Raw genomic sequence first — 22,013 nt, 5'->3', positions numbered from 1 at the left:
GTGTGAAGATACACCAAGACTAAAGAGGCGACAATGTTCAATCCGCTAGCAGATGTTATTTTTAGACTAATTTGTCAAAATCAATCGTTAAAAGTACACACTATTGCCGCCGTTTTGTTGGAACAACAACAACTCCCTCGCCTTGACGAAGATGAAAATAAAAACCTATTTAAACGTAACTTCCTGATCATGAATGCCCTGTATCAACTTCAGCAAGAAGTATTCGATGAGGGCCAATACTTACATATCGAAGCACTCAATATTTATCTAGCTCCACGATTAGGTGAGCATCAATTAGCGTCAGATGATCCGCTCAGAAGTTACTATTTAGACTGGCAGCATTACGAAACCAGTAGCGAGGAGGTGAGTGCTCTATTAGATAACTTTTGGCAACGCTTTACGTTTAGCGGCGCTCGCCAACGACATGAAATCAATACTAACGAATTAAATGACATTAGAAGACTCTGGCAGCTACCTATAGATTATGATCGTAAGATGTTAAGCCAATGTTGGAGAAAACAAGCGCTCACTCATCACCCAGATAAGTCAGGTGATGAGGAAACCTTCAAACGCTTAATGAACGAGTATGAGATGCTGAAGCATGCCTTAAGCGCGTAAGGCTTTAAAACGCTTATTTTTAATCTTACTATTGTTAAGCTTACGTAGCGCAGGCTTTACCGCCTCACGTTTTACAGCAACGAATGCTTGTACATCATAAATATTTATTTTGCCAATCTGCTTAACGCTGATGCCCTCTTCACCGGTCAAGCAGCCTACAATGTCTCCTTTACGGAGCTTTTGCTGCTTGCCACCTTCAATCATGAGGGTCACCATGTTCGACTTATAGGCTGGCTTTTCGAGCAGTGAATGACTTGGCAACGTGCCATGCTTCAGCTCTTGACCATATATTTCCGCTAACTGTTTTATTTTGAAGGCTTCTTTTTCTCCATAAAGAGATACTGCAATACCTTTGTGCTCACCCCGGCCCGTACGACCAACACGGTGAATATGCGTTTGCGGCTCAAGTGCCAAATGATAGTTAACCACAAGTTCGACTTCCTCAACATCGAGCCCTCGAGCGGCAACGTCGGTGGCAACTAAAATATTGGCACTCTTGTTGGCAAAAGTGAGCAATGACCACTCTCGTTCACCTTGCTCTAAATCGCCATGTAACTCGACGCAAGCTAGTCCAGTTTGACGTAATTCTTCGAATAGTCGCTTAGTCTCAGTTTTGGTGTTACAAAAAACGATACAGCTTTGCGGCTGGTGCTGCATTAACAGCACTCTCAGTGCGTTAAAGCGCATTTTATTGTTGTCTAATTTATAAAAGGTTTGCTTAATGCTGTGGTGTGCTTGTTCTTCTTTCGCTTCGACAAACTCTGGCTCACGCATATATTGCTTCGCCAGTTTCATGATCTTGTCTGGGTAGGTCGCACTAAACATCAGTGTTTGTCGAACTTCAGGCACATACACTAAAATGCTTTCTAGCGTTTCAGTAAAGCCCATATCCAACATCTGATCCGCTTCGTCGAATACCACAGTCTGCGTTTCAGTCAGCATGAGTGAGCCATTAAAAACATGCTCTTCAACCCGACCTGGTGTACCAACGACAATATGCGCGCCATGTTGCAACGCTCGGGTTTGAGGCTCAATGGGCGTTCCTCCGCAGAGCGTTTGCACTTTGATGTTACCAATTAAAGCCGCAACTTTTCTGATCTCTTGTGCAACTTGGTCGGCCAATTCTCTCGTTGGACATAACACTAAAGCCTGAACATCATTACTTTCAGGCTGCAACTTATTCAGCAGCGCAAGTGAAAACACCAGTGTTTTACCAGACCCAGTTTTCCCTTTCACGACTAAATCTCGCTCAGTCAGTGCTGGCGCTAAACTCACAGACTGTACTGCCGTTGGCACCATGTAGTTAAGATCTACAAGGCGCTGAGCAAGCGCTTGGTTTAAAGGTAATTGAGAAAATGAGGTGATCGACACAGTGCTTTCCTATTCGCTATCTTAATCGCGTATTTTATACCAAATGTTTCAATTCGCTAACCGCTTTACCCTATTATCTCCAAGATAAAGCGCCCCTAGATTGTGGATGAATTTTCCTCATCGCAATACACGGACTTCCATTACAAATTATGCTTTAATCGCGCGGTAACTCCATTTTTACCAAGGATTATCATGAAGTTTAAATCACTATTGGCATTTGGTTTATTAAGCGCAGGTTTGAGCACAGCACTGCAAGCCGAAGAATTTACTACACAACAACTAGAACAAGTTAAACAAGTCCGAGAAGCGGCAAGCCAAAGCAACCTAAGCTGGCAGCTACTAGAATCTCTCACTACAGAAGTAGGCCCACGATTACCGGGTACCGAAAATGATAAAAAAGCGGTAGCTTGGGCAAAGAAACAATTTGAGCAACTGGGTTTTGACAAGGTGTGGGTAGAGGAAGCCACCTTCCCTGAATGGCGTCGCTACCATGAGTCTGCAAAAATACTTATACCGAGCGAACAACCGCTGCACCTCACCGCACTTGGAAATAGTGTCAGCACACCAAAAGATGGCTTAAGTGGCGAAGTAGTTTTATTTGAAACTCTCGATGAGCTTATTGCAGCGCCAGACAATAGCTTAAAAGGTAAAATAGCCTTCATTAACTACCGCATGAACCGCGATATTGATGGTAATGGCTATGGTCCCGCAGTAAGAGCGCGTAATAGCGGTGCGGTAGAAGCGGCTAAAAAAGGCGCTATCGCTTATATGATGCGCTCAGTCAGCACCAGCCACCACCGCTTCGCGCACACTGGCGGCAGTCACTATAAAGCGGGAGTAACAAAGATCCCATCAACTGCAGTTGCTAATCCAGATGCGGATCAGCTAGCACGCCTTATCAACTCAGGTCATGCAGTTAAAGTCGCACTGAATATTCAAACTGAGGACTTAGGTGAAGGAACCAGTTACAACGTCATCGGTGAATTCACGGGTACCGAATTTCCAGAGCAATATGTCTTGATTGGTGGCCATTTAGACTCTTGGGATCTTGGCACGGGTGCGCTCGATGATGGTGCTGGTGTTGCGTTAACAATGGCAGCAGCGAAACATATTGCCGATGTAAAACGCCCTAAACGCAGTGTCCGCGTAGTCCTATTTGCAGCAGAAGAGCTAGGTCTTTGGGGAGCAAAAGCCTACTTTAAAAAGCATCAGGCAGAATTAGACCGCATCGTAGCCGCGTCCGAGTCCGATTTTGGTGCGGACGTCGTATATGCGTTTGAATCAAATGTAAATGCAGCCTCTTTACCCGTTGTGCGCGAGATTGCAAAGCAGTTGGCACCTCTCGGCGTAACCTATATTGGCAAAAACAGTGCGCATGGTGGTCCTGACTTAATTCCGCTAAAAAATGCCACATCGGCTCCAATCTTTGCTTTACACCAGGATGGTACGGATTATTTTGATTATCATCACACTGCTGATGACACGCTTGATAAAGTCGATCCAGTAAAATTAAAGCAAAATACCGCAGCGTACGCCGTATTTGCCTTAATGGCTGCCGACGCCAAAACGAAAATGGCAGGGAAATAAAATCTTACACTTATGGGGACAAGTACACTTGTCCCCTACACTTAAGTTGCCTACCTTAGACATACTCATATATAACCAACTAATAGAATATGGAAATCAAAAGCCTATTTTTTTCCCTTTACGACTCAATATTCGACCTTATCAGTAAGTATAAAATTGCCGTGTCGGCACTGATTGTGGCCACCACCGCACTTTACTTTTATAACCAGCATCAACAACAAGTCGCCAGTTATCAAACATACTTAACATCTCCACAAATCGATGACCTGATTATTTTTGATGCAGGTAAAAACGCGGAGCAAGTTTATGATCCCGCTTTTCAGATATTGCAAATTACTGAGTTGACAGATGACGGCATTAAAGTGAAGGAAAGTGCCTACACTTACCGCACAATGCGTAACATCACACGGGATATTCGCGTCAGCATGTTAATGACCGATAATTATTTTAAGCCACAAAGGCTGACGCTAGAAAAAGACAGCCTGTTAGACTTACTTGACGATGAAACCATAGTCTCTGTCTACAGACCCGTTGGGATCCATGTGCTTGGTGGCGTCGTTAGACAAAGATTTAAAAAGCCGAAGCCACTATACAACGGACCTAAGATCTCAACACAGAATCAAGAAGCAATTCACGCTTACAGCCAAGGAAACTTTGAAGAAGCAAAAACGGGGTTTGCAGCAGCGGCAAAAACAGGTAACCCGTGGGCACAATATAACTATGCGACAATGCTTCGCGACGGAGAAGGTGGCGTAAAAGACACCGAAAAAGCGATCCACTGGCTTAAACTTGCCGCTGAGCAAGGTAATCATAAGGCGCAAACAGCCCTGACTAAGTTATGTCAAGACCACCCATGTTAACTCTGACTTTGCTTGTGATATTGCATGGTTAGGACGTTCGCTTCAAACTCTTGTTGTGCCACTGGTTTAGAATGGAAATAGCCTTGCGTCATATCACACAGCAAATTCTTTAAAAACATACATTGTGCTGGCGTTTCCACCCCTTCTGCAATGACCCTTAAATTCAATTTATGCGCCATCAAGATAATGGCGCTGACGAGCGCTTTATCTTCTTCATCTTCAGGTAGATCACGAATAAAGGTTCTATCAATTTTCAATTTAGAAAGTGGGAAGCGCTTGAGATAACTCAACGACGAATACCCAGTACCGAAGTCGTCAATCGCCAATTCCACGCCCATTTCTCTTAATGCTTTTAATTGTGACAATATTTTGTCTGAGTTTTCAACCAGTACGGACTCTGTGATTTCCAAAGTCAGATATTTTGCTTCAAGTTTAGTATCTTTAAGTACCTTTCTTACTAGCTCGACCATATCTTGGCGTTTAAACTGAATGCTAGAAACGTTAACTGCAATGAATAAAGGTCTACCGTAGTTGTCTTGCCAGGCTTTAACTTGAGAGCAAGCGTGATACAGCACCCACTCTCCAACGGGTAAGATAAGACCCAGTTCCTCACACACAGGAATAAATTGGTCGGGTGAAACATGGCCCAGCAACTCACTTTTCCATCGTAGTAACACTTCGCAACCAACGAGATCGCCGCTGCCCAGCTGTGAAAAAATGGGTTGATACACCAGTGATAACTCTCGATTAGACAGCGCTTTATGCAAGGCACTTTCTAAGACGCTACGCGCTTTGGCATGTTGATGCATCGCTGAAGTATAGAATTGAAAACAGTCGCGACCATGTTCCTTCGCTTTATACATTGCACTGTCAGCGTTACGTAACAGAACTTTACGATCGGTTCCATCATCTGGGTAGAAAGTGATCCCCATACTACCGGAGACGTAAGCTTCGTGCCCTTCCAAATGGAATGGGTTGGCTAGTGCACGTAAGATCTTAGTCGCAACCAGCTCTAAATCACTGATTGAGCTAATATCTTGTAACAATAGTGCAAATTCATCTCCACCTAATCTTGCAACAGTATCAGAACTACGCACGCACTCATTAATACGGTTTGCAGCTTCTTTGAGTAGTAAATCACCAATATGATGCCCCAGAGTGTCATTTACTGCTTTGAAGCGGTCAAGATCGATAAAACAAATTGCAAAGCGTTCTTCTAACTGGGCTGCTCGCTTTAACGCTAAATCAAACTTAACGTGGTAATGGTGGCGGTTTGCAAGACCTGTCAAACTATCAAAGTTGGCTTGCTGCCACATTAACTGTTCGTTACGTTTTCTCGAGGTAATATCGCTGAATAGCGCAACATACATGTCAATTTCCCGAGCATCGTTAAATACTGCAGATATCTGCAGCCAACTCGGATAAATTTCACCATTTTTGCGCTTATTCCAAATCTCTCCTTCCCAATGGCCTCTGTTAACCAAGTCATCATATAACGCGTTGAAAAAGCGCTCATCATGGCGTCCAGAATTCAGTATTGCCGGAGTCTCCCCAATCACTTCATCCATGCCAAAGCCAGTAATTTCGGTAAACGCGCGATTCACCATTTGGATTTGATTATGCTTGTCCGAAACCAACACACCTTCAGTGGTTGTCGCAAATACCGTACTTGCCAAGCGCTGCTCTCGTTCATTCTCAAGCTCTTCAGTAATATCTTGAATAACATAGATAAAACCGAGCTTTGCTTGCGTTTCACTTATCACAGGGGCGCAAGAAACCCGAACATTGCGATAGTCAAAACGCGCATCGAGTTGGCACTCAAGTGCTCCTTCCGCTAGCAGCTTTTCACTATCGAGGACATCAAATAAGGTATAAATAGATTTTGATTTTAACCCTTCTAAACTATCAAAATCCTTTAATACTGAGCCATTAGCGGCTTCAATGTGATGAGTTTCATCCGTAAACACCAGATATGCTTTAATACCATCAAAAATAGCACTGAGTTTCGCACCTTGGTCTTGTGCTCGTTGATTGGAGCGCCTTAGCCTGATCAAAACGGTCATCAATACCACCATCGATAAAATAAGCACCGCTATCACCGCAGTTAACAAAATGACCTGTACCGTATTGGCTTGCTTAATTTTTTCAGTTTGCAGCATGACCTGTTGTTCAAGATTGGCTTGGTAATGCCAGAGATCTTGCTGTAGCTTACGCTGCTCACTTATATCTTGAATAACAGAAAGTAATCTAGGTTTACCATCACTATTTTCAAACGGAGTCGTGTGAACGCTCACTGTTTTCACACCGCCGTCTGCAGTTTGATGTTGGAAGATAAAATAATTACGGCCTTCATTTAATGCAGCTTGACGCTCATTGGCAACCTGCTCGGCGGTAAATAAGTTGATATCTTGGATGACTTTTGATTCCAATACAGCCTCGCTGTAACCATAAAATGCGGCAGCAGCCTTATTGGCATCCAAAATTTTTCCAGACGTGGGCTCGATGATCAACATCACCGCACTATGATTAGAAAAAGTATAATATGGTAACTCGTGAGCTGGTGCTAACGTACAAAACAGCAACAGCAGCCCCCGAGCAATTTTGACATCAACTTCAAACTCAGACCCCTCAGGATATCGTTTTATGCAACCGCAGCGACTATAGCGCAAAGGGTATGTGAGCTACATCGAAAGTCGATTTTTGCTTGTTTCATATCAAAACAACTCAACACACACATCTTTTTATAACAATTTATACACTTGCTCTGGCGCACTGACAAGCCGATAAGTCCTGAAAGTGTAGTCTATTTCGCAATAGTGTAGATGCAAAAGTGAGTTGCTAAACCTTTTCACCATCCCATCCGTACAGCTAGGAAAAATATGCCTAGTTGATATACTAGGCCAAACTCAATTCATAGTGCGCCAATGAAATACCAAGACTTAAGAGATTTTATAGCCCAGCTTGAAAAGCAAGGAGAACTTGTTCGCGTCAAGCAGCCTATTTCCACCAAATTAGAGATGACTGAAATTGCAGACAGAACGCTGCGAGCAGGTGGACCCGCTATCCTATTTGAAAACCCTGTTGGTTATGACATCCCTGTACTGGCAAACCTATTTGGCACACCAAAGCGAGTCGCAATGGGCATGGGGCAAAGCGATGTCAGTGAACTAAGAGAAGTCGGCAAGTTACTCGCTTTTTTAAAAGAACCCGATCCACCGAAGGGAATTAAAGAAGCCATTGGTCAGCTGCCGGTGTTCAAACAAGTGTTGAATATGCCTGCTAAAGAAGTGAAAAAAGCCCCATGCCAGGAAGTCGTGCTGAGCGGGGATGAGGTCGATCTCACCAAGCTGCCTATTCAACATTGCTGGCCTGGTGATGCCGCACCTTTAATCACATGGGGGTTAACGGTAACCAAAGGTCCTTATAAAAAGCGTCAGAACTTGGGGATTTATCGTCAGCAGCTATTAGGTAAAAACAAAATCATTATGCGCTGGCTATCACATCGCGGCGGTGCGCTTGATTTTCAAGAATGGTGCAAAGAGCACCCAGGCGAACCGTATCCGGTATCTGTAGCACTCGGTGCTGATCCGGCGACGATTTTGGGTGCGGTAACTCCAGTGCCGGATACCCTAAGCGAATACGCATTTGCTGGTCTACTGCGCGGTAGTAAGACGCAGGTCGTTCAATCTATTTCTAACGAACTGCAAGTACCAGCAAGCGCTGAAATCGTCTTAGAAGGATATATTCAACCGGGCGAACTCGCGCCAGAAGGTCCGTATGGCGATCACACCGGCTACTACAATGAAGTTGACGACTTCCCTGTAATGACTGTCACCCATATGACACATCGCAAAGATCCAATTTATCACAGCACTTATACGGGCCGCCCGCCTGATGAGCCTGCCATTCTTGGTGTTGCCCTCAACGAAGTATTCGTGCCGATTTTACAAAAGCAATTTCCGGAAATCGTCGATTTTTACCTTCCACCGGAAGGCTGCTCATACCGCATGGCGGTCGTCACCATGAAGAAACAATATCCGGGGCATGCTAAACGCGTGATGATGGGTGTATGGTCTTTCCTTAGACAATTTATGTACACCAAGTTTGTCATTGTTTGCGATGATGATGTGAATGCTCGCGACTGGAATGATGTGATTTGGGCGATAACAACACGTATGGATCCCGCCAGAGACACCACCTTAGTTGAAAGCACGCCTATTGATTATCTCGATTTTGCTTCTCCCGTGTCCGGACTTGGCTCTAAAATGGGTATGGATGCAACTAACAAATGGCCTGGTGAGACCGACCGTGAATGGGGCGAGCCTATCGTTATGGATCCCGAGGTTAAACAACGTGTTGACGAAATTTGGGATACTCTAGGGATCACCATCAAATGACATATATCATCTAACATTGTGCACTCAGCTATGCTAGAGTGCACAGACTTTAGCCACGTGCTTAATAAAGGTAACACATGCAAGTATTAGCAGCAGAGGTTGTCTCAATTACACCTCTTACGGAATTTGTTCACAAAGTTATATTAAAACCTGAAGAAGCGGTGCAATTCGAAGCCGGCCAGTATCTGCAATTGGTACTTGGTGAAAAAGACAAACGTGCTTTCTCGATTGCCAGCAGCCCTTCAAAAACAGAGCAGTTAGAGTTACATATCGGTGCTTCTGGCGCAGACTCTTATGCCATGCAATCACTAGATTACTTACGTAACGCTTTTGATACAAAGCAAACCGTCGCATTAGAAGTCGGGCTTGGCGTATCTCAGATCCGTGTTGATCAAGCGCGTCCTTTAGTACTGCTAGCAGGCGGCACTGGGTTTTCTTATGTCAAATCTATGGCTGATCACTTAGCTGAAACAGGTTACGACCAACCGGTGCTATTTTACTGGGGTGTAAAAGAAGAGTCGGCGCTATATGCAAAAGCCGAAATGGAAGCTTGGGCCGCCTCAAATAAACACTTTCAGTTTATTCCTGTGGTAGAAAATGCCAGTGAGGCATGGCAAGGCCATCGCGGTTTCGTTCATCAGGCCGTGATGAAAGATATCGTTTCTTTAGAGCCGTACAGCATTTATATGGCAGGCCGCTTTGATATGATTGGCATCGTGCGTGATGACTTTATCAACCATGGTGCTGAGCGCGACTTTATGTACGCGGACGCTTTTGCGTTTATTAAATAACCTCGGCTTCAGTTAAGTAGCCAGAGCGTTATTCAATGTGTGGCTGGCCTTTAGTCACACATTGAAAAAACAGAACAAACCAATCAAAACAATCCATTTTACCAAACCACCATTTCCCCCTATTCTCATATTACACCCAAGCACCGTGAGAAGTATGATGAGTAAAGTTTATGTTCGTGACATCATGTCACCCGATTTCCCAGCCTTAACCGCTGAGACTGAACTAACCGACGCGATTAGTTTGCTGCAAAAGCATCATTTAATTGGTGCGCCAGTAATAGATGCACAGCGTCATCTTGTTGGATTTATTTCAGAGCAGCAGCTACTCAAGCCTTTGCTTAATTCCAGCTACTTTTGTGATGGTAAAGTACAGGTGAGAGATTTACTGGCAACGCCTGCTCTCAGCGTTGAAGGTGCAACAACCGTTGTCGATCTTGCACAGCGTATGCAACAAAATAGTCCTAAGGTCTATCCCGTACTCAATGACGGCAAAGTTATTGGTATTGTGACGCGCAGTCAAGTCGTTGCGGCACTAAAAGAGAGCTATCTTAGCTGTGCGGGATGATCCCACACAGCAATTTCGGCTTACGCTTTCTTTGCAAGCAACGCTTTTTTGTCAGCTTCGCTTAAAAAGGCAATCTCAACTGCATTGCGCTGCGCTTTATGGATATCACTCAAATCTAAACCTGCCGCCGCAGCCGCATGGCTATACTCGTTATCCAACTCAATACCTTGAACCGCAGGATCATCAGTATTGATGGTTGCCAATACGCCATGATCTAAAAATGCTTTCAGTGGATGCGTTGTTAAACTTTCGACGGTGCTTGTTTGGATGTTACTGGTTAAACAAGACTCGATCCCGATACGATTATCACGTAAATAGTCCATCAGTGCTGGGTCATGGATTGCTTTAACTCCGTGACCGATACGTGTTGCACCAAGTTCTTTAATGGCTTGCCAGATACTTACCGCGCCCTCAGCTTCGCCAGCATGTACCGTCACGCCAAGATAGGCATCGCGAACCTGCTTGTAATGTTCAATAAACAGCTCGCCAGGGAAGCCCAGTTCGTCACCCGCGAGGTCAATCGCAACCAACTGCTCTTTAAAGGCAAGTAGCGCGTCTAGTTCATATTGGCATTTCTCCACACCAAATGTGCGTGACATAATCCCGATCAGGTTAACCTTGATGTCTTGACCCTTGACTGCACTTTGTACACCGTCTACTACGGCTTCAACAACGCCCTGCGGGTGTAGATTATGGGTTTTTGCCATGTAGTAAGGACTAAACCTTAGCTCAGTGTAATCAATACCTTGTGCAACTGCGTCGGCAACATTTTCAATCGCAATACGGCGACAAGCATCGTAGTCACCCAGTACTTTTACGCCCCAATCTAGCTTTTCAAGAAACGCCATTAGATTGGGCGCATTGTCCAACACTTGAACATGCGGGCGTAGGCCTTCAAGGTCTGTTGCAGGTAAATCCATATTAAACTGCTGGCCAAGTTCTAAAATCGTTGTAGCACGAACGTTACCATCTAAGTGGCGATGTAAATCTAACAGTGGAAGTGTGTTATTGATCATAAGAGACTCGATTTGCAGTTAAAATTTTTGGGATCATACGCATCTAAACTGAGATAGCAAGGACATATGTCAGAGTTGAGTATAGCTAACTTTAATGCAAAAAAGCCTGCACATTGCTGCGCAGGCTTTTCGTTATGATTTTGCGATTAAGTACGCTTTCTCGTACGTATGCATTTTTTCGTAGGCAAGCTGAGCTTGCTTACTCCATCGCGCTTCCCAAGGGTTTGCACTTAAAGAATCAAAGATCTTCGCGGCAAGTTCATAATCCCCCTCAGCATTGCAAAGGCAAGCCAATGCAAACAGCAGTTCCTTGTCACCTGGATGTTTTTTCAACTGCTGCTGCAGTGCTAACTTGAGTTCATTACTACTTTGCGTGCTGTGTTGCAGATGGTCCGCCAGCTGGTGATATTGACCTTGTTTGAGCAACTTTTTGAGCTCACCCAACACTTCCGTTATGCGTCCCTGTTGCAGCTTCACTCTATTAAGGGCTGGTATTGCATGCGCTTTTACTGTCTTAGGTAGCGTATTAAACAAAGTGTCTGCTTGCTCTGGGGCTATCACAAACATGCGCTCAAACACACTCTGCCACTGGGCATCACTCCAGCTAAGCTTTTTGTGCCACTTCGCGATTTGTGCAGCAGCCAGCTCGGGTTGCTTAGCCTGTAGGCAAGCTAAAATGTAACCACTAAGCACCGCTGAAGTCGGTTTAGCCGCAGACATTTTGTCATCAAGTAAAGCTAACGCCTGTTCACTATTATTTGCTTCCAGCCACAGTGCCGCGAGCTGCCCTTGGTTGTCGTCAGATATTGCTTCTAACTCTGTATTTGCTTTGACAACATCTCCTTGCTTTAACGCCGCTTTTGCAGCGATGGCACGAACATAGTCTTGGCGCTCATCCGGCTGTGGCGTTTTCGTCAACAAGGTTGCGGCTTGTTCCACTTCGCCGTTAATAAATAGCCACAAACTTTCATTCCATGCTTGTTGCGCTTTTAGCTTACGCTTTCTGGAAAAATGACCTTTCGTATTGACTAGGCGATGCCATGACCAACGCACTGCCTTACCCAACAACACTAAAGCGGTGATGGCGAGCAACAACAAGATAGTGAAAGACACTATGCTGCCTTCAATCGTGGTTTGATTGAAAGAGATCAACACATAGCCTTTCTCATCAATGAGCAAATGACTGGCGGCTAGCGCGATAAAGATAAGCGCGAAGGTGATGATTTTTGCCATCATTTTAGCCACCCTTTTACTGCTGCTGGGGTGGCAAGCTCAATCGATTTTTGGCGCTGAACTTCACTGCGGCTCAGCTTGTTTAAAGCCTGCTGCATCGCGCTCACAGGCGCTTGCTGCGTATCAAAATAACGCGCCAACGTGTCGGCTGCACTATCAAGCGCACTGAAGTAAATGCTCGCTTGTTGATCCATTAATGCGGTTTGTGCTTGGGTTAAATAAGCACGAAGCTGTGTGCGAATCAGCAGTTGCTCGTTCTTATCAAGGAGTGGGTCTATCACTACCTCATCATGGTGACGTATGGTAATAAAATCATCAACCAATCCCTGCCAAGAGCGCTTTAAGTTCGCTTTCCAATCATCAACCTGTTGCGATAACGCAGCATCTTCACTCGCTGTCGCTTGCGGAATTTGTTTGGTTTTGATCGTTAGCGTATCAACTTGAGACAATAAACCATGAAGCTCAAAGTAAAGTGACTCCGTTTGCGGCTTAGGCAAGGCCTTCAAAGCCGCAATGTCGGTAGCAATCGCCTGCTTAACAGCAGCCGTATTGGGCTCAGACTCTAAGCTCTCTTGCAAGCGCTGCAGAATGGCAATTGCGCCAAGATAGTCTTGCTCTGCCGCAACCTTAAATGCAGCAAGGCGCTGTAAATACAATGCTTCTGAGGCAACTGCACCGCTTACTTGCTGCTGCGCCTTGGTAAGCGTCTGCGTTAGCTGGGTTTCCACGTGCTGTTGCTGCTCAGCCAATCGCTTTGCGACATTGTCTTGTAGCGAATCAAGCACTTTTTCTACTCGTTGAAGTTGCGATTTAGCGCCACTCAGCTGCGTGTTTAGTAACTGATTTTCAGCATTAATCGCTTGATTAGCTAGCAACGCTTGTTGCAACTGTTGTTGCTGTTGCAAATAGACATAGCCAGCACCAGCGCCGCTGCCGAGCGCCACCAATAACGCAAGGAGCGCAACCTTACTCACTCCCGCCTTACCTTGATGTGGTGTTACAGTTTGCTCTGCTGCTTTTGCAGCTTGCTGAGTATTTGTATTCTTTGTTTGCGATTCAGACTGAGTCATTTTGCGCCCTTGCTGCTTGGTATAGTCGATGATACTCCCTGCGATGGCACGATTATCAGGGCCATGACATACCACAATTTGAGACTGTTCGATGTTATAGGATTGCTGTACATGCTCAGCAATACGTTGGCTCACAACAAAGAATGTGCGCTGAGCCAACCAATCTTTACTTGCTGACGACTGCGTATTAAAAATCGCATCCGCTGCACTATTACTGGTAATGACTATACCTTCAATCTGTTGGCTTCGCCAGTGGTCTAACCAGCCATCTGCATTGTCTTTTACGGCAACGCGTTCATAAACCACAAGGCTATCAAGAATAGCACCCCGTGCTTTTAAGGTTTGTGCAATGACCAGGCGCCCGCCTTTCCCTTTGACCAACAGTACGCGCTTTCCCTCTACAGCAGACAGCTCCGCAAGAGCAAGCAAGCCTTCGGAATCAGGTTGTTTAGGGTATTTAGCTTTGATATTTAGGGTTTGTTGGATTGCATCGGCCGTACCTTCACCAACAGCAAAAGCTGCGCAATGTCCGGCTAATGGTACTTCTAATTGATGAAAGTATCGCACCGCATCTGGCGAGACAAAAATAGCTAACTCGGCTTCGCTTATCATTGCTTTGGCAGTGTCACTCACCGCCACTCCGTTAAGCTGCAATACAGGGCAAATCACTGACCTAATTTGCTGCTGTGTCAGTAACTCAGATAAAGGTTCTGATTTGCCGACGGGTCGAGTTAGCACAACTTTCATTTAAGCGTCCCTATAAACCTCGGCAAGAATTTTATCTGCACCTTGTGCAAGTAATGATTCTGCCAACTGAATTCCAAGTTGCTCAGCCTCTGCAACCGTACCTGAGCACTCGCCGCGCAAGATTTCACTGCCATCGACAGCACCCACTAAGCCGCGCAAGTATACCTGATCGCCCGATACTTCTGCGTAAGCACCGATTGGAACCTGACAACCCCCTTCCAAACGGCGGTTCATTGCCCGCTCGGCAAGTACACGAATACGTGTATCTGTGTGTTCCAGTGGTGCAAGGAACGCTTTGGTTTGAGCATCATCGCTACGACATTCAATGCCGACAGCTCCTTGACCATTGGCCGGTAATGACGCTTCAGGTTCAATATAACTTGCAATTCTATCAGCCATTTCTAAACGGATAAGTCCCGCAGCGGCCAAAATAATGGCATCAAACTCACCCGCATCCAGTTTGGCTAGGCGAGTATTAACATTGCCACGTAAATCTTTAATAACTAGGTCTGGGCGAGCCGCTCGAATTTGACATTGGCGACGTAGGCTTGATGTGCCAACCACAGCCCCCTCAGGCAACTCTGCAAGAGAAGTATAAGTATTAGATACAAACGCGTCTCTTGGGTCTTCACGCTCACAAATAGTATGCAGCTCTAACCCTTCAGGGAAGTCAACTGGCACATCTTTCATTGAATGCACTGCAATATCTGCGCGCCCTTCTAGCATGGCCTGCTCAAGCTCTTTGACGAACAACCCTTTACCACCAATTTTTGCCAATGGTGTGTCTAAGATCTTGTCGCCTTTTGTCGACATCGGCACAAGCTCTACTTTTAGATTAGCATGGTGTTTTTCAAGCTCAGCCTTAACAAATTCGGCTTGCCATAGCGCCAAAGCACTTTTGCGCGTTGCAATACGTATTATGGAAACTTGTTCTGTCATGATTTGCCTTTCATTTATTGCAGCGTCATAGCAGCTGCAAAAAGTTAATTATGTGGTGATGGCAGTCAGTCACGTGCTGCCATGCACGATACTGCAAGTAAGATTATTGCTGACTATTATCCACGATGCGGAATGTCTTTTGGGCAAGCAGTTGCCCAGACTGCGTCACCACCTCAACACGCCAATCCCCGGTTTGACTCGGCATGACGTTCTTACTTGAATAAGTACGATAGCGCGCGGCTTGGATCGGGAGCTCCACCTCTGCCATCAGCTCGTCTTGATGGAACCACAGGTGCGACACCACTTGATCTTTAAGTGCATGTACTTCAGTGAAAAAGTAAAGCTTGTCACTAAACTGAGTGGTCGCGATCACATCTTTCAACACGTTTGTTGGTTCGCGATCGTCAATCATGGTAGTGAGTACAGCGCGGCTGATAAATTGTGTGTCTATTTTTGCCCCTAGCGCGACACTGGCGATGTGCGCTTCGGCATCAAATTGATTTCTAGCTTCAACCCTTGTTTCTGTTTCTGTTTCTGTCTCTGTTTCTGTTTCTGTTTCTGTTTCTGTTTCTGTTTCTGTTTCTTCAAAATCTTGATGTTGAACTTGGTCTAACGCAATGACTTGAGCGACCTCTATTGAGGTCGTCGCGGCACCAGCTGGGGTGAGTTCAGGCGTCGTTAAAACGGTACCTGATGTTTCAGCACTTAGCTGCTCGCCCTCACGCTCCTCTTTGGAGTCTACTAATAGAGGGGAGTCGTTCAGCGATGTATCATCGGTTTTCGCAATGGTGGCATGCATAGGCACTGCCACTTGGACATCATCTTCATCTGCGTTGACGTTATCCACGACACCATAAACCCCCGCGGTTGCAATGCTAGCAAATGCTGCCGTTGCCATAAAAATGCGTTTCCAGTGCCATTGATAGGACACCGCTGAGGGCTCTGAGGGTCGCTTACTCACCGACGTTTTTATGACAATCTTTTGTGACATTGCTTTGCTCCTGTATCTGTCACCAGTACCTTATACCACTTACTATTAATCGCTCAATCTCGTAATTAACCAAGCGCGAATGGCTTTTAACTCTTCAAGACAGACCTGATGCTCCATTGGGTAGTCTTGCCAGCTCACTTCATAGCCTTGCTGTTGTAACGTGTTAAATGCGAGCTCACCTGCAAACATCGGCACAACAGGATCAGCACTGCCATGCGCCATAAAAATAGTGAGCTCGCTTTGCTGTGCTTCTGCGCTGAGCTTTTCAGGCACACACATATAAGTTGATAGTGCCATGACACCAGCCAGTTTAACAGTTAAACGCGGTGCAAGATGTAGCGCGATCACGCCCCCTTGAGAAAAACCAGCTAGAATAATGCGGTTAGCTGGAATGCCTTTATCTAACTCTGCCCGAATTAACGCTTCAACCTGAGCAGATGAGTCTCGCACACCTTGCTCATCCGCTCTTTTATCCAGATCAAATGATTTAATGTCATACCATGCACGCATCACCATGCCACCATTTATGGTTACCGGCTGCTCTGGCGCATGTGGGAAAATAAAGTGTGCACCCAATTCGTCAGGCAGGTTCAACTCAGAGGCAATGGGTAAAAAGCCGTTACCTGAATCGCCTAAACCATGGAGCCAAATAATACTCGCTTTATGTTGTCCTTTGGCAGGATAATCTACAAACTCCAACATTAATCGTGCTGCCACTCTATTGCGATATTTGCCTGTTTAGTCGCCGCGTCGCTCATAAATTGCCAAAACTCAGCACCTGAGCGATTATCAATCCACTGTTCGCCACGCAACTCAAAGTGATGACCATTAAACTTAGTCGCCACCCAGACTTGGTGCAATGGTGCTTGTTTGTTGATCACAATTTTGCTCTTGTCAGGGAAAATAATCTCTAGAATTCCCGATGCTGATTCGTAATCTAAATCAGCGTCACAATCATCGATCTGCTCTTCAATAGTCAACATTAGCGCATCGGCTAACTCATGATATTCACTTTCTGTCATCGTGATTTCCTCTTACTGACGCACTGCGGCATGGTGCCTAAGCTTAACTCGCTATTTGAGCAATTTGATGAAGACGAAATTTCAATAGCGAAAAGCTGCTTTTTTTATCAATTCTGTTACTCTGCGATTATAAAGGCACTGACACGAATTATCTAATGAAAGCGACACCTTATAAATTTAGCGTAACGGCACTTGTTTTTACTACTTTAATCGGATTATCGGGTTGCGGTCAAAGCGGTCCGCTTTATTTGCCTGAGCAACAGGCTAAAAAATCAAACCAACCGAAAGCAGCACAAGCAAACCAGCCTGAAGCAGAACAACAGGAGCGTTAAAATGGATTATTTCAATTATCAAGATGGCGAACTATTCGCTGAAGAGGTCGCCATAACCACAATCGCCGAGCAATATGGCACTCCTTGCTATGTCTACTCGAAGAAGACTTTAGCGCGGCATTATCACGCTTTTACGGATGCCGCAGCCGGTCATCCCCACTTAGTGTGCTACGCAGTAAAGGCGAATTCAAATATCGCCGTGTTGAACGTCTTGGCTCAGCTTGGTTCTGGTTTTGATATCGTGTCGAAGGGTGAACTTGCGCGAGTGCTAAAAGCAGGGGGAGATCCCCAAAAAGTCGTTTTTTCTGGTGTTGCGAAAACGGAAGATGAAATCGCGTTTGCGCTTGAGACTGGTATTAAATGCTTTAATGTTGAGTCGATAGCAGAGCTTCACCGTATCAGTGAAGTGGCAACCAAACTAGATAAGATTGCGCCGATTTCATTGCGTGTAAACCCAGATATCGATGCAAAAACGCACCCCTATATTTCAACTGGGTTAAAAGAGAACAAATTTGGTATTGATATCAAAGCCGCATTTGAGGTTTACCAGCTCGCTTATGCCCTACCGGGTTTAAAAGTGGTTGGGATCGACTTCCACATTGGCTCTCAGTTGGTTGAGGTTAATCCATTTTTAGCTGCTTTAGACAAAGTGTTGGCCCTAATCGCTCAACTCAAAAAAGCGGGAATTTACTTGCATCATCTCGATATTGGTGGCGGTCTTGGCGTGCCTTATGACGGTGAAAAACCGCCGCATCCGAGTGCTTATGCTGCAGAGATTAAAGCGCGATTGGCGCAGTTCAATGATCTAGAACTCATTTTTGAGCCTGGTCGTGCGATTGCCGCCAATGCCGGTGTGCTGGTGACTAAAGTCGAATTTATTAAGCCAACCGAGCATAAACATTTTGCCATTGTTGATGCTGGCATGAACGACATGTTACGACCATCGCTTTATCAAGCGTGGCAAAATATCGTACCAGTCACACCGCGAGACGACGTTGACGCGATAAATTACGATGTGGTTGGTCCAGTTTGTGAAACGGGTGACTTTCTAGGTAAAGACCGAGTACTTAAAATTAAGGCTGGCGACTTGTTAGTACAGCGCAGTGCAGGCGCGTATGGCTTTACCATGAGTTCAAATTACAACTCACGGCCCCGTTGTGCAGAGGTCATGGTTGATAACAACCAACACCATCTAATCCGCCAAAGAGAGCCGTTAGAGTCTCTGTGGCAATTTGAGCAACTACTGCCACAATAATCCGACTTGGATACGTCCTAGGGGTACAAAGCAAGGCTTAATGCCAAGCCGCTTCCCTAGTCGAGGTATCCATGGCAAAGTATTAGCAAAGTGAGGCCATGGTTTTATACCAAAAGATAACCACTCTATGTTTATAAACTTTTCAAAAATGCATGGTTTAGGCAACGACTTTGTGGTGATAGATAATGTCACCCAAAATGTGTTTTTGTCTCGAGACCAAATCAAGAAGTTAGCAGATCGCCACTTTGGAATTGGCTTTGATCAGCTGTTGATGGTTGAAGCGCCTTATTCCCCGGACTTAGATTTTCATTATCGTATTTTCAATGCGGATGGTAACGAAGTTGAGCAGTGTGGTAACGGTGCGCGCTGTTTTGCTCGTTTTGTTCGCATGAAGGGCTTAACGAACAAACACAAGGTTTGTGTCTCTACAAAGGGCGGCAATATCACCCTGTATACCGAAAAAGACGGCCAAGTTACCGTGAATATGGGCAAACCGAACTTTAACCCACAAGCCATTCCATTTCGTGCAAACAAGCAAGAAAACACCTATATTTTAAGAGCCGACGAACATACGGTGTTTTGCAGTGCTGTCTCTATGGGTAATCCTCATGGCGTGATTATTGTCGATAGTGTAGAAACTGCTGAGGTAGATACACTCGGGCCACTCCTTGAACACCATGAACGTTTCCCACAAAAGGCCAATATTGGCTTTATGGAAGTAGTTTCTCGTGAATACGTTAAGCTACGTGTTTGGGAGCGTGGCGCTGGCGAAACCCTTGCCTGTGGCACTGGTGCATGTGCCGCCGTTGTTGCCGGCATAATGCAAGGCAAGTTAGAGGAAACCGTTAGGGTCGACTTACCAGGTGGCAGTCTTCAGATACGTTGGGGCGGTCAAGGTCAGGTGGTTAAAATGACCGGACCTGCAGAGCATGTTTTTGACGGGCAAATCGCAATATGACCATAAAAGAAGCAAATTCAACCGAACAAATAGTCATTGAATACCTGCGCAAGCATCCTGATTTTTTGCTTAGGCACCCTTATGTGCTATTGGATTTGCAGCTACATCACCAGCAGCAAGGGCTCCCAAACCTTGCTTTGCACCAGCAGCGGATGCTCCGCGACGAAGTCAACTCACTACAGCAACAGATCAAAGACATGATCCATTACGCAAAAGCCAACGAGCTGGTTTTCAAGCAGTTGAGTGAATGCCAATTGGCTATCATGCGTTGTAATGAGTTGAGTGCTATCAATCATACGTTAGCACAGCGCTTTGAGGACCACCCGGACATCCAAGCGTGTAAACTCATCAACATCGATGACACGCTTTTGGAGCTAGTATCAGCCAAACTGAGCGCTAACAACAGCTACTTAGGACGACTCAGTCAGTCACAAACTGAACTCTTGTTTGCCGATATTGAAGTGGGCTCGGTAGCACTTTACCGCGTTGATGCGTCAGACAAAGGTCGCTTTATTCTGGCCTTTGCCAGCCGCTCATCAGAACACTTTTCGCCACAACATGACAATATGTTGATCACGGCTTTTATTCAAACATTATCGCTTAAGCTCGAAGCGCTGGCATGAGCCTAACACCACTATCGGAAGATTGGACGCAACCAGTAACCGCCTTTATGGCACACTTGCGCCACGAAAAGCACTATTCAGAACATACACTAACCCAATACAAAACTCAGCTGCTCCAATCAGCGCAATATTTTTGTGACCACGCCTCCTCTTGGCTTGAAGTCAGTGGCGAGCAAATTCGCCGCTACAGCATGAAGCTTCGCGGTCAAAATTACAGCCCAAGAACCATCAACCTTAAACTCAGTTGTGTTCGGAGCTTATATAAATTTCTTAAGCTCAAGTCACAATCGCAACAGGCTGTCGTCAATCCCGCGCAAGGGATCCGAGGGCCTAAGTTTCAAAAACCACTCCCAAAAAACCTTGATGTTGACCAAATGGGACAACTTCTCGAAATTCAGGCAGATGATGCGCTTGCCATTCGTGACAAAGCCATGATGGAATTAATGTATTCCAGTGGTTTGCGATTAAGCGAGTTGGTTGGTGCAAACCTATTGGATGTCAAAGACGGTGAAATACGCGTGCTTGGTAAAGGCGGCAAGGAGCGTGTTGTGCCTGTCGGCGGCAAAGCGCTAAACGCGCTAGCTGATTGGCTCAAAATAAGGCCGCAATTTGCAACGTTGGAAGAACCTGCGCTTTTTGTGAGCAAATTAAAGCGCCGGATCAGCCCTCGCCATGTCCGCGCAAGAATGAAAGAATGGGGTCTAAAGCAAGGGGTTAGTACACCTATTCATCCCCATAAACTGAGGCACTCGTTCGCCAGCCACATGCTAGAATCCAGCGGTGACTTGCGCGCGGTACAAGAGATGCTTGGCCATGCCAGCTTATCCGCCACTCAGGTCTACACCCATTTAGATTTTCAACATTTAGCAAAAGTGTATGATAGCGCTCACCCAAGAGCGAAAAAGCAAAAAGACGAGTAACAATGCGATTCAATAAGCCCATTTCAGGCATTGCCGCCATCAGTTTTGATTTAGACGATACGCTATACGACAACAGGCCTGTTATCATGGCGGCCGTTAACGCCATGACAGCGCACCTGAATACTATTCCCGAGTGGCAAGCGAAAGGGGGATCATTCTGGTCTCAATGCCGAAACGAAGCGCTCAAACAAAACAGTGCGCTTGCAGAAGATGTGACAAAGTGGCGTCAAGTGGCACTTGAGTGGGGCTTTTCTGCACTGGGGTTTGATGCCGCAACAAGTAAACAGCACGCGCTACAAGCCTACCAATCCTTTGCCGATGCCCGCAGTAATATCACGGTCAGCGACGCCGTCATCAGCCTGCTTGCTCAGTTACGCAGTCAATATCACATTATTGCTATCACTAATGGTAATGTCGAGATAGATAAATTTAATCTTCGCGATAGTTTTGACTTAGTGCTTCGCGCCGGAATTGATGGCCGCGCCAAGCCTCACCCAGAGCTTTACCAGCTTGCCTGCCAGCATTTTAACCTTAAACCACATCAACTTTTACATGTCGGCGATAGCTTAGATACCGATGTGCAGGGAGCACACCGTGCCGGCTGCCCTAGCGTTTGGCTTCGCAATCACTTTGCACCATACCAGTACAAAGGATTAGCCAATGTGGAAATCGATGACATACAAATGTTAAAAAAGATGATGTAATGTTTCCTTTCATG

General features: G+C 45.6%; 21 protein-coding genes. 12 read left to right on the top strand and 9 right to left on the bottom strand.

The genetic code is table 11. The annotated features are described in order from the left end of the window. Positions 1-33 precede the first annotated feature (33 nt). Complete coding sequence (locus B1L02_RS00490; RefSeq protein ID WP_088529518.1) at positions 34-618, top strand: DNA-J related domain-containing protein; 585 nt, start codon at positions 34-36, stop codon at positions 616-618. On the opposite strand, the gene dbpA is transcribed toward B1L02_RS00490, so the two are convergent. Then, positions 607-1,989 carry an ATP-dependent RNA helicase DbpA gene (dbpA, locus tag B1L02_RS00485; protein ID WP_088529517.1) on the bottom strand — a complete coding sequence of 461 codons (1,383 nt, stop codon included), beginning with the start codon at positions 1,987-1,989 and terminating at the stop codon, positions 607-609. The genes B1L02_RS00490 and dbpA overlap by 12 nt on opposite strands. A gap of 192 nt (positions 1,990-2,181) precedes the next feature. On the opposite strand from dbpA, the gene B1L02_RS00480 reads away from it, so the two are divergent. Beyond that, on the top strand, positions 2,182-3,576 hold the full coding sequence (locus tag B1L02_RS00480; RefSeq protein WP_088529516.1) for a M20/M25/M40 family metallo-hydrolase: 1,395 nt from the start codon (positions 2,182-2,184) through the stop codon (positions 3,574-3,576). A gap of 89 nt (positions 3,577-3,665) precedes the next feature. Then, a complete protein-coding gene (locus B1L02_RS00475; RefSeq protein ID WP_088529515.1) occupies positions 3,666-4,436 on the top strand; it encodes a tetratricopeptide repeat protein in 771 nt (256 codons plus the stop codon). On the opposite strand, the gene B1L02_RS00470 is transcribed toward B1L02_RS00475, so the two are convergent. Further along, complete coding sequence (locus B1L02_RS00470; RefSeq protein WP_232003121.1) at positions 4,433-7,105, bottom strand: EAL and GGDEF domain-containing protein; 2,673 nt, start codon at positions 7,103-7,105, stop codon at positions 4,433-4,435. The genes B1L02_RS00475 and B1L02_RS00470 overlap by 4 nt on opposite strands. Before the next feature lie 255 nt (positions 7,106-7,360). On the opposite strand from B1L02_RS00470, the gene ubiD reads away from it, so the two are divergent. The 3 genes from ubiD to B1L02_RS00455 all read left to right on the top strand — a co-directional run bounded on the left by ubiD (position 7,361) and on the right by B1L02_RS00455 (position 10,189). After that, positions 7,361-8,833 (top strand): 4-hydroxy-3-polyprenylbenzoate decarboxylase, encoded by a 1,473-nt coding sequence (gene ubiD / locus B1L02_RS00465; protein WP_088529514.1) that lies wholly within the window; start codon positions 7,361-7,363, stop codon positions 8,831-8,833. A gap of 77 nt (positions 8,834-8,910) precedes the next feature. Then, positions 8,911-9,624 (top strand): NAD(P)H-flavin reductase, encoded by a 714-nt coding sequence (gene fre / locus B1L02_RS00460; protein ID WP_088529513.1) that lies wholly within the window; start codon positions 8,911-8,913, stop codon positions 9,622-9,624. A gap of 157 nt (positions 9,625-9,781) precedes the next feature. Continuing rightward, positions 9,782-10,189, top strand: coding sequence for a CBS domain-containing protein (locus B1L02_RS00455; RefSeq protein WP_088529512.1), 408 nt, complete (start codon positions 9,782-9,784; stop codon positions 10,187-10,189). Between the two features lie 20 nt (positions 10,190-10,209). Here B1L02_RS00455 and add read toward each other — a convergent pair whose 3' ends face one another. From add to cyaY, 7 genes are all read right to left on the bottom strand, one after another. Beyond that, positions 10,210-11,205, bottom strand: coding sequence for an adenosine deaminase (add, locus tag B1L02_RS00450; protein ID WP_039491021.1), 996 nt, complete (start codon positions 11,203-11,205; stop codon positions 10,210-10,212). Positions 11,206-11,337: 132 nt separating this feature from the next. Beyond that, positions 11,338-12,441: a heme biosynthesis HemY N-terminal domain-containing protein gene (locus B1L02_RS00445; protein ID WP_088529511.1), complete on the bottom strand. Its 1,104-nt coding sequence runs from the start codon at positions 12,439-12,441 to the stop codon at positions 11,338-11,340. After that, complete coding sequence (locus B1L02_RS00440) at positions 12,438-14,255, bottom strand: uroporphyrinogen-III C-methyltransferase (protein ID WP_088529510.1); 1,818 nt, start codon at positions 14,253-14,255, stop codon at positions 12,438-12,440. The genes B1L02_RS00445 and B1L02_RS00440 overlap by 4 nt, the downstream gene beginning before the upstream one ends. Beyond that, complete coding sequence (gene hemC / locus B1L02_RS00435; protein WP_088529509.1) at positions 14,256-15,194, bottom strand: hydroxymethylbilane synthase; 939 nt, start codon at positions 15,192-15,194, stop codon at positions 14,256-14,258. Positions 15,195-15,297: 103 nt separating this feature from the next. Beyond that, entirely contained in the window at positions 15,298-16,185 is an 888-nt protein-coding gene (locus B1L02_RS23640) for a DUF2914 domain-containing protein (protein ID WP_151208237.1), read from the bottom strand. A 45-nt stretch (positions 16,186-16,230) separates the two neighbouring features. Continuing rightward, on the bottom strand, positions 16,231-16,887 hold the full coding sequence (locus B1L02_RS00425; protein ID WP_088529507.1) for an alpha/beta hydrolase: 657 nt from the start codon (positions 16,885-16,887) through the stop codon (positions 16,231-16,233). Then, positions 16,887-17,207, bottom strand: a complete 321-nt coding sequence (gene cyaY, locus B1L02_RS00420) for an iron donor protein CyaY (RefSeq protein WP_010604230.1) — start codon at positions 17,205-17,207, stop codon at positions 16,887-16,889. Before cyaY ends, B1L02_RS00425 begins: the two co-directional genes overlap by 1 nt. Before the next feature lie 155 nt (positions 17,208-17,362). Between cyaY and lptM the strand changes: the two genes are divergently transcribed. The 6 genes from lptM (at position 17,363) to B1L02_RS00390 (ending at position 21,999) form a co-directional block, all read left to right on the top strand. Continuing rightward, complete coding sequence (lptM, locus tag B1L02_RS00415) at positions 17,363-17,539, top strand: LPS translocon maturation chaperone LptM (RefSeq protein ID WP_010604229.1); 177 nt, start codon at positions 17,363-17,365, stop codon at positions 17,537-17,539. A 1-nt stretch (position 17,540) separates the two neighbouring features. Next, positions 17,541-18,794, top strand: coding sequence for a diaminopimelate decarboxylase (gene lysA / locus B1L02_RS00410; RefSeq protein ID WP_088529506.1), 1,254 nt, complete (start codon positions 17,541-17,543; stop codon positions 18,792-18,794). A 127-nt stretch (positions 18,795-18,921) separates the two neighbouring features. After that, entirely contained in the window at positions 18,922-19,752 is an 831-nt protein-coding gene (gene dapF / locus B1L02_RS00405) for a diaminopimelate epimerase (RefSeq protein ID WP_088529505.1), read from the top strand. Beyond that, positions 19,749-20,375, top strand: coding sequence for a DUF484 family protein (locus B1L02_RS00400; RefSeq protein WP_088529504.1), 627 nt, complete (start codon positions 19,749-19,751; stop codon positions 20,373-20,375). Before dapF ends, B1L02_RS00400 begins: the two co-directional genes overlap by 4 nt. After that, positions 20,372-21,295, top strand: a complete 924-nt coding sequence (locus B1L02_RS00395) for a tyrosine recombinase XerC (protein WP_088529503.1) — start codon at positions 20,372-20,374, stop codon at positions 21,293-21,295. Before B1L02_RS00400 ends, B1L02_RS00395 begins: the two co-directional genes overlap by 4 nt. A gap of 2 nt (positions 21,296-21,297) precedes the next feature. Next, positions 21,298-21,999 carry an HAD-IA family hydrolase gene (locus B1L02_RS00390; protein ID WP_088529502.1) on the top strand — a complete coding sequence of 234 codons (702 nt, stop codon included), beginning with the start codon at positions 21,298-21,300 and terminating at the stop codon, positions 21,997-21,999. Positions 22,000-22,013: the final 14 nt, after the last annotated feature.

The sequence above is a fragment of the Pseudoalteromonas piscicida genome, assembly GCF_002208135.1.
GTDB lineage: Bacteria > Pseudomonadota > Gammaproteobacteria > Enterobacterales > Alteromonadaceae > Pseudoalteromonas > Pseudoalteromonas piscicida_A.
The sequence above is the reverse complement of the archived record's forward strand: the minus strand, read 5'-3'. Positions and strand labels throughout refer to the sequence as shown.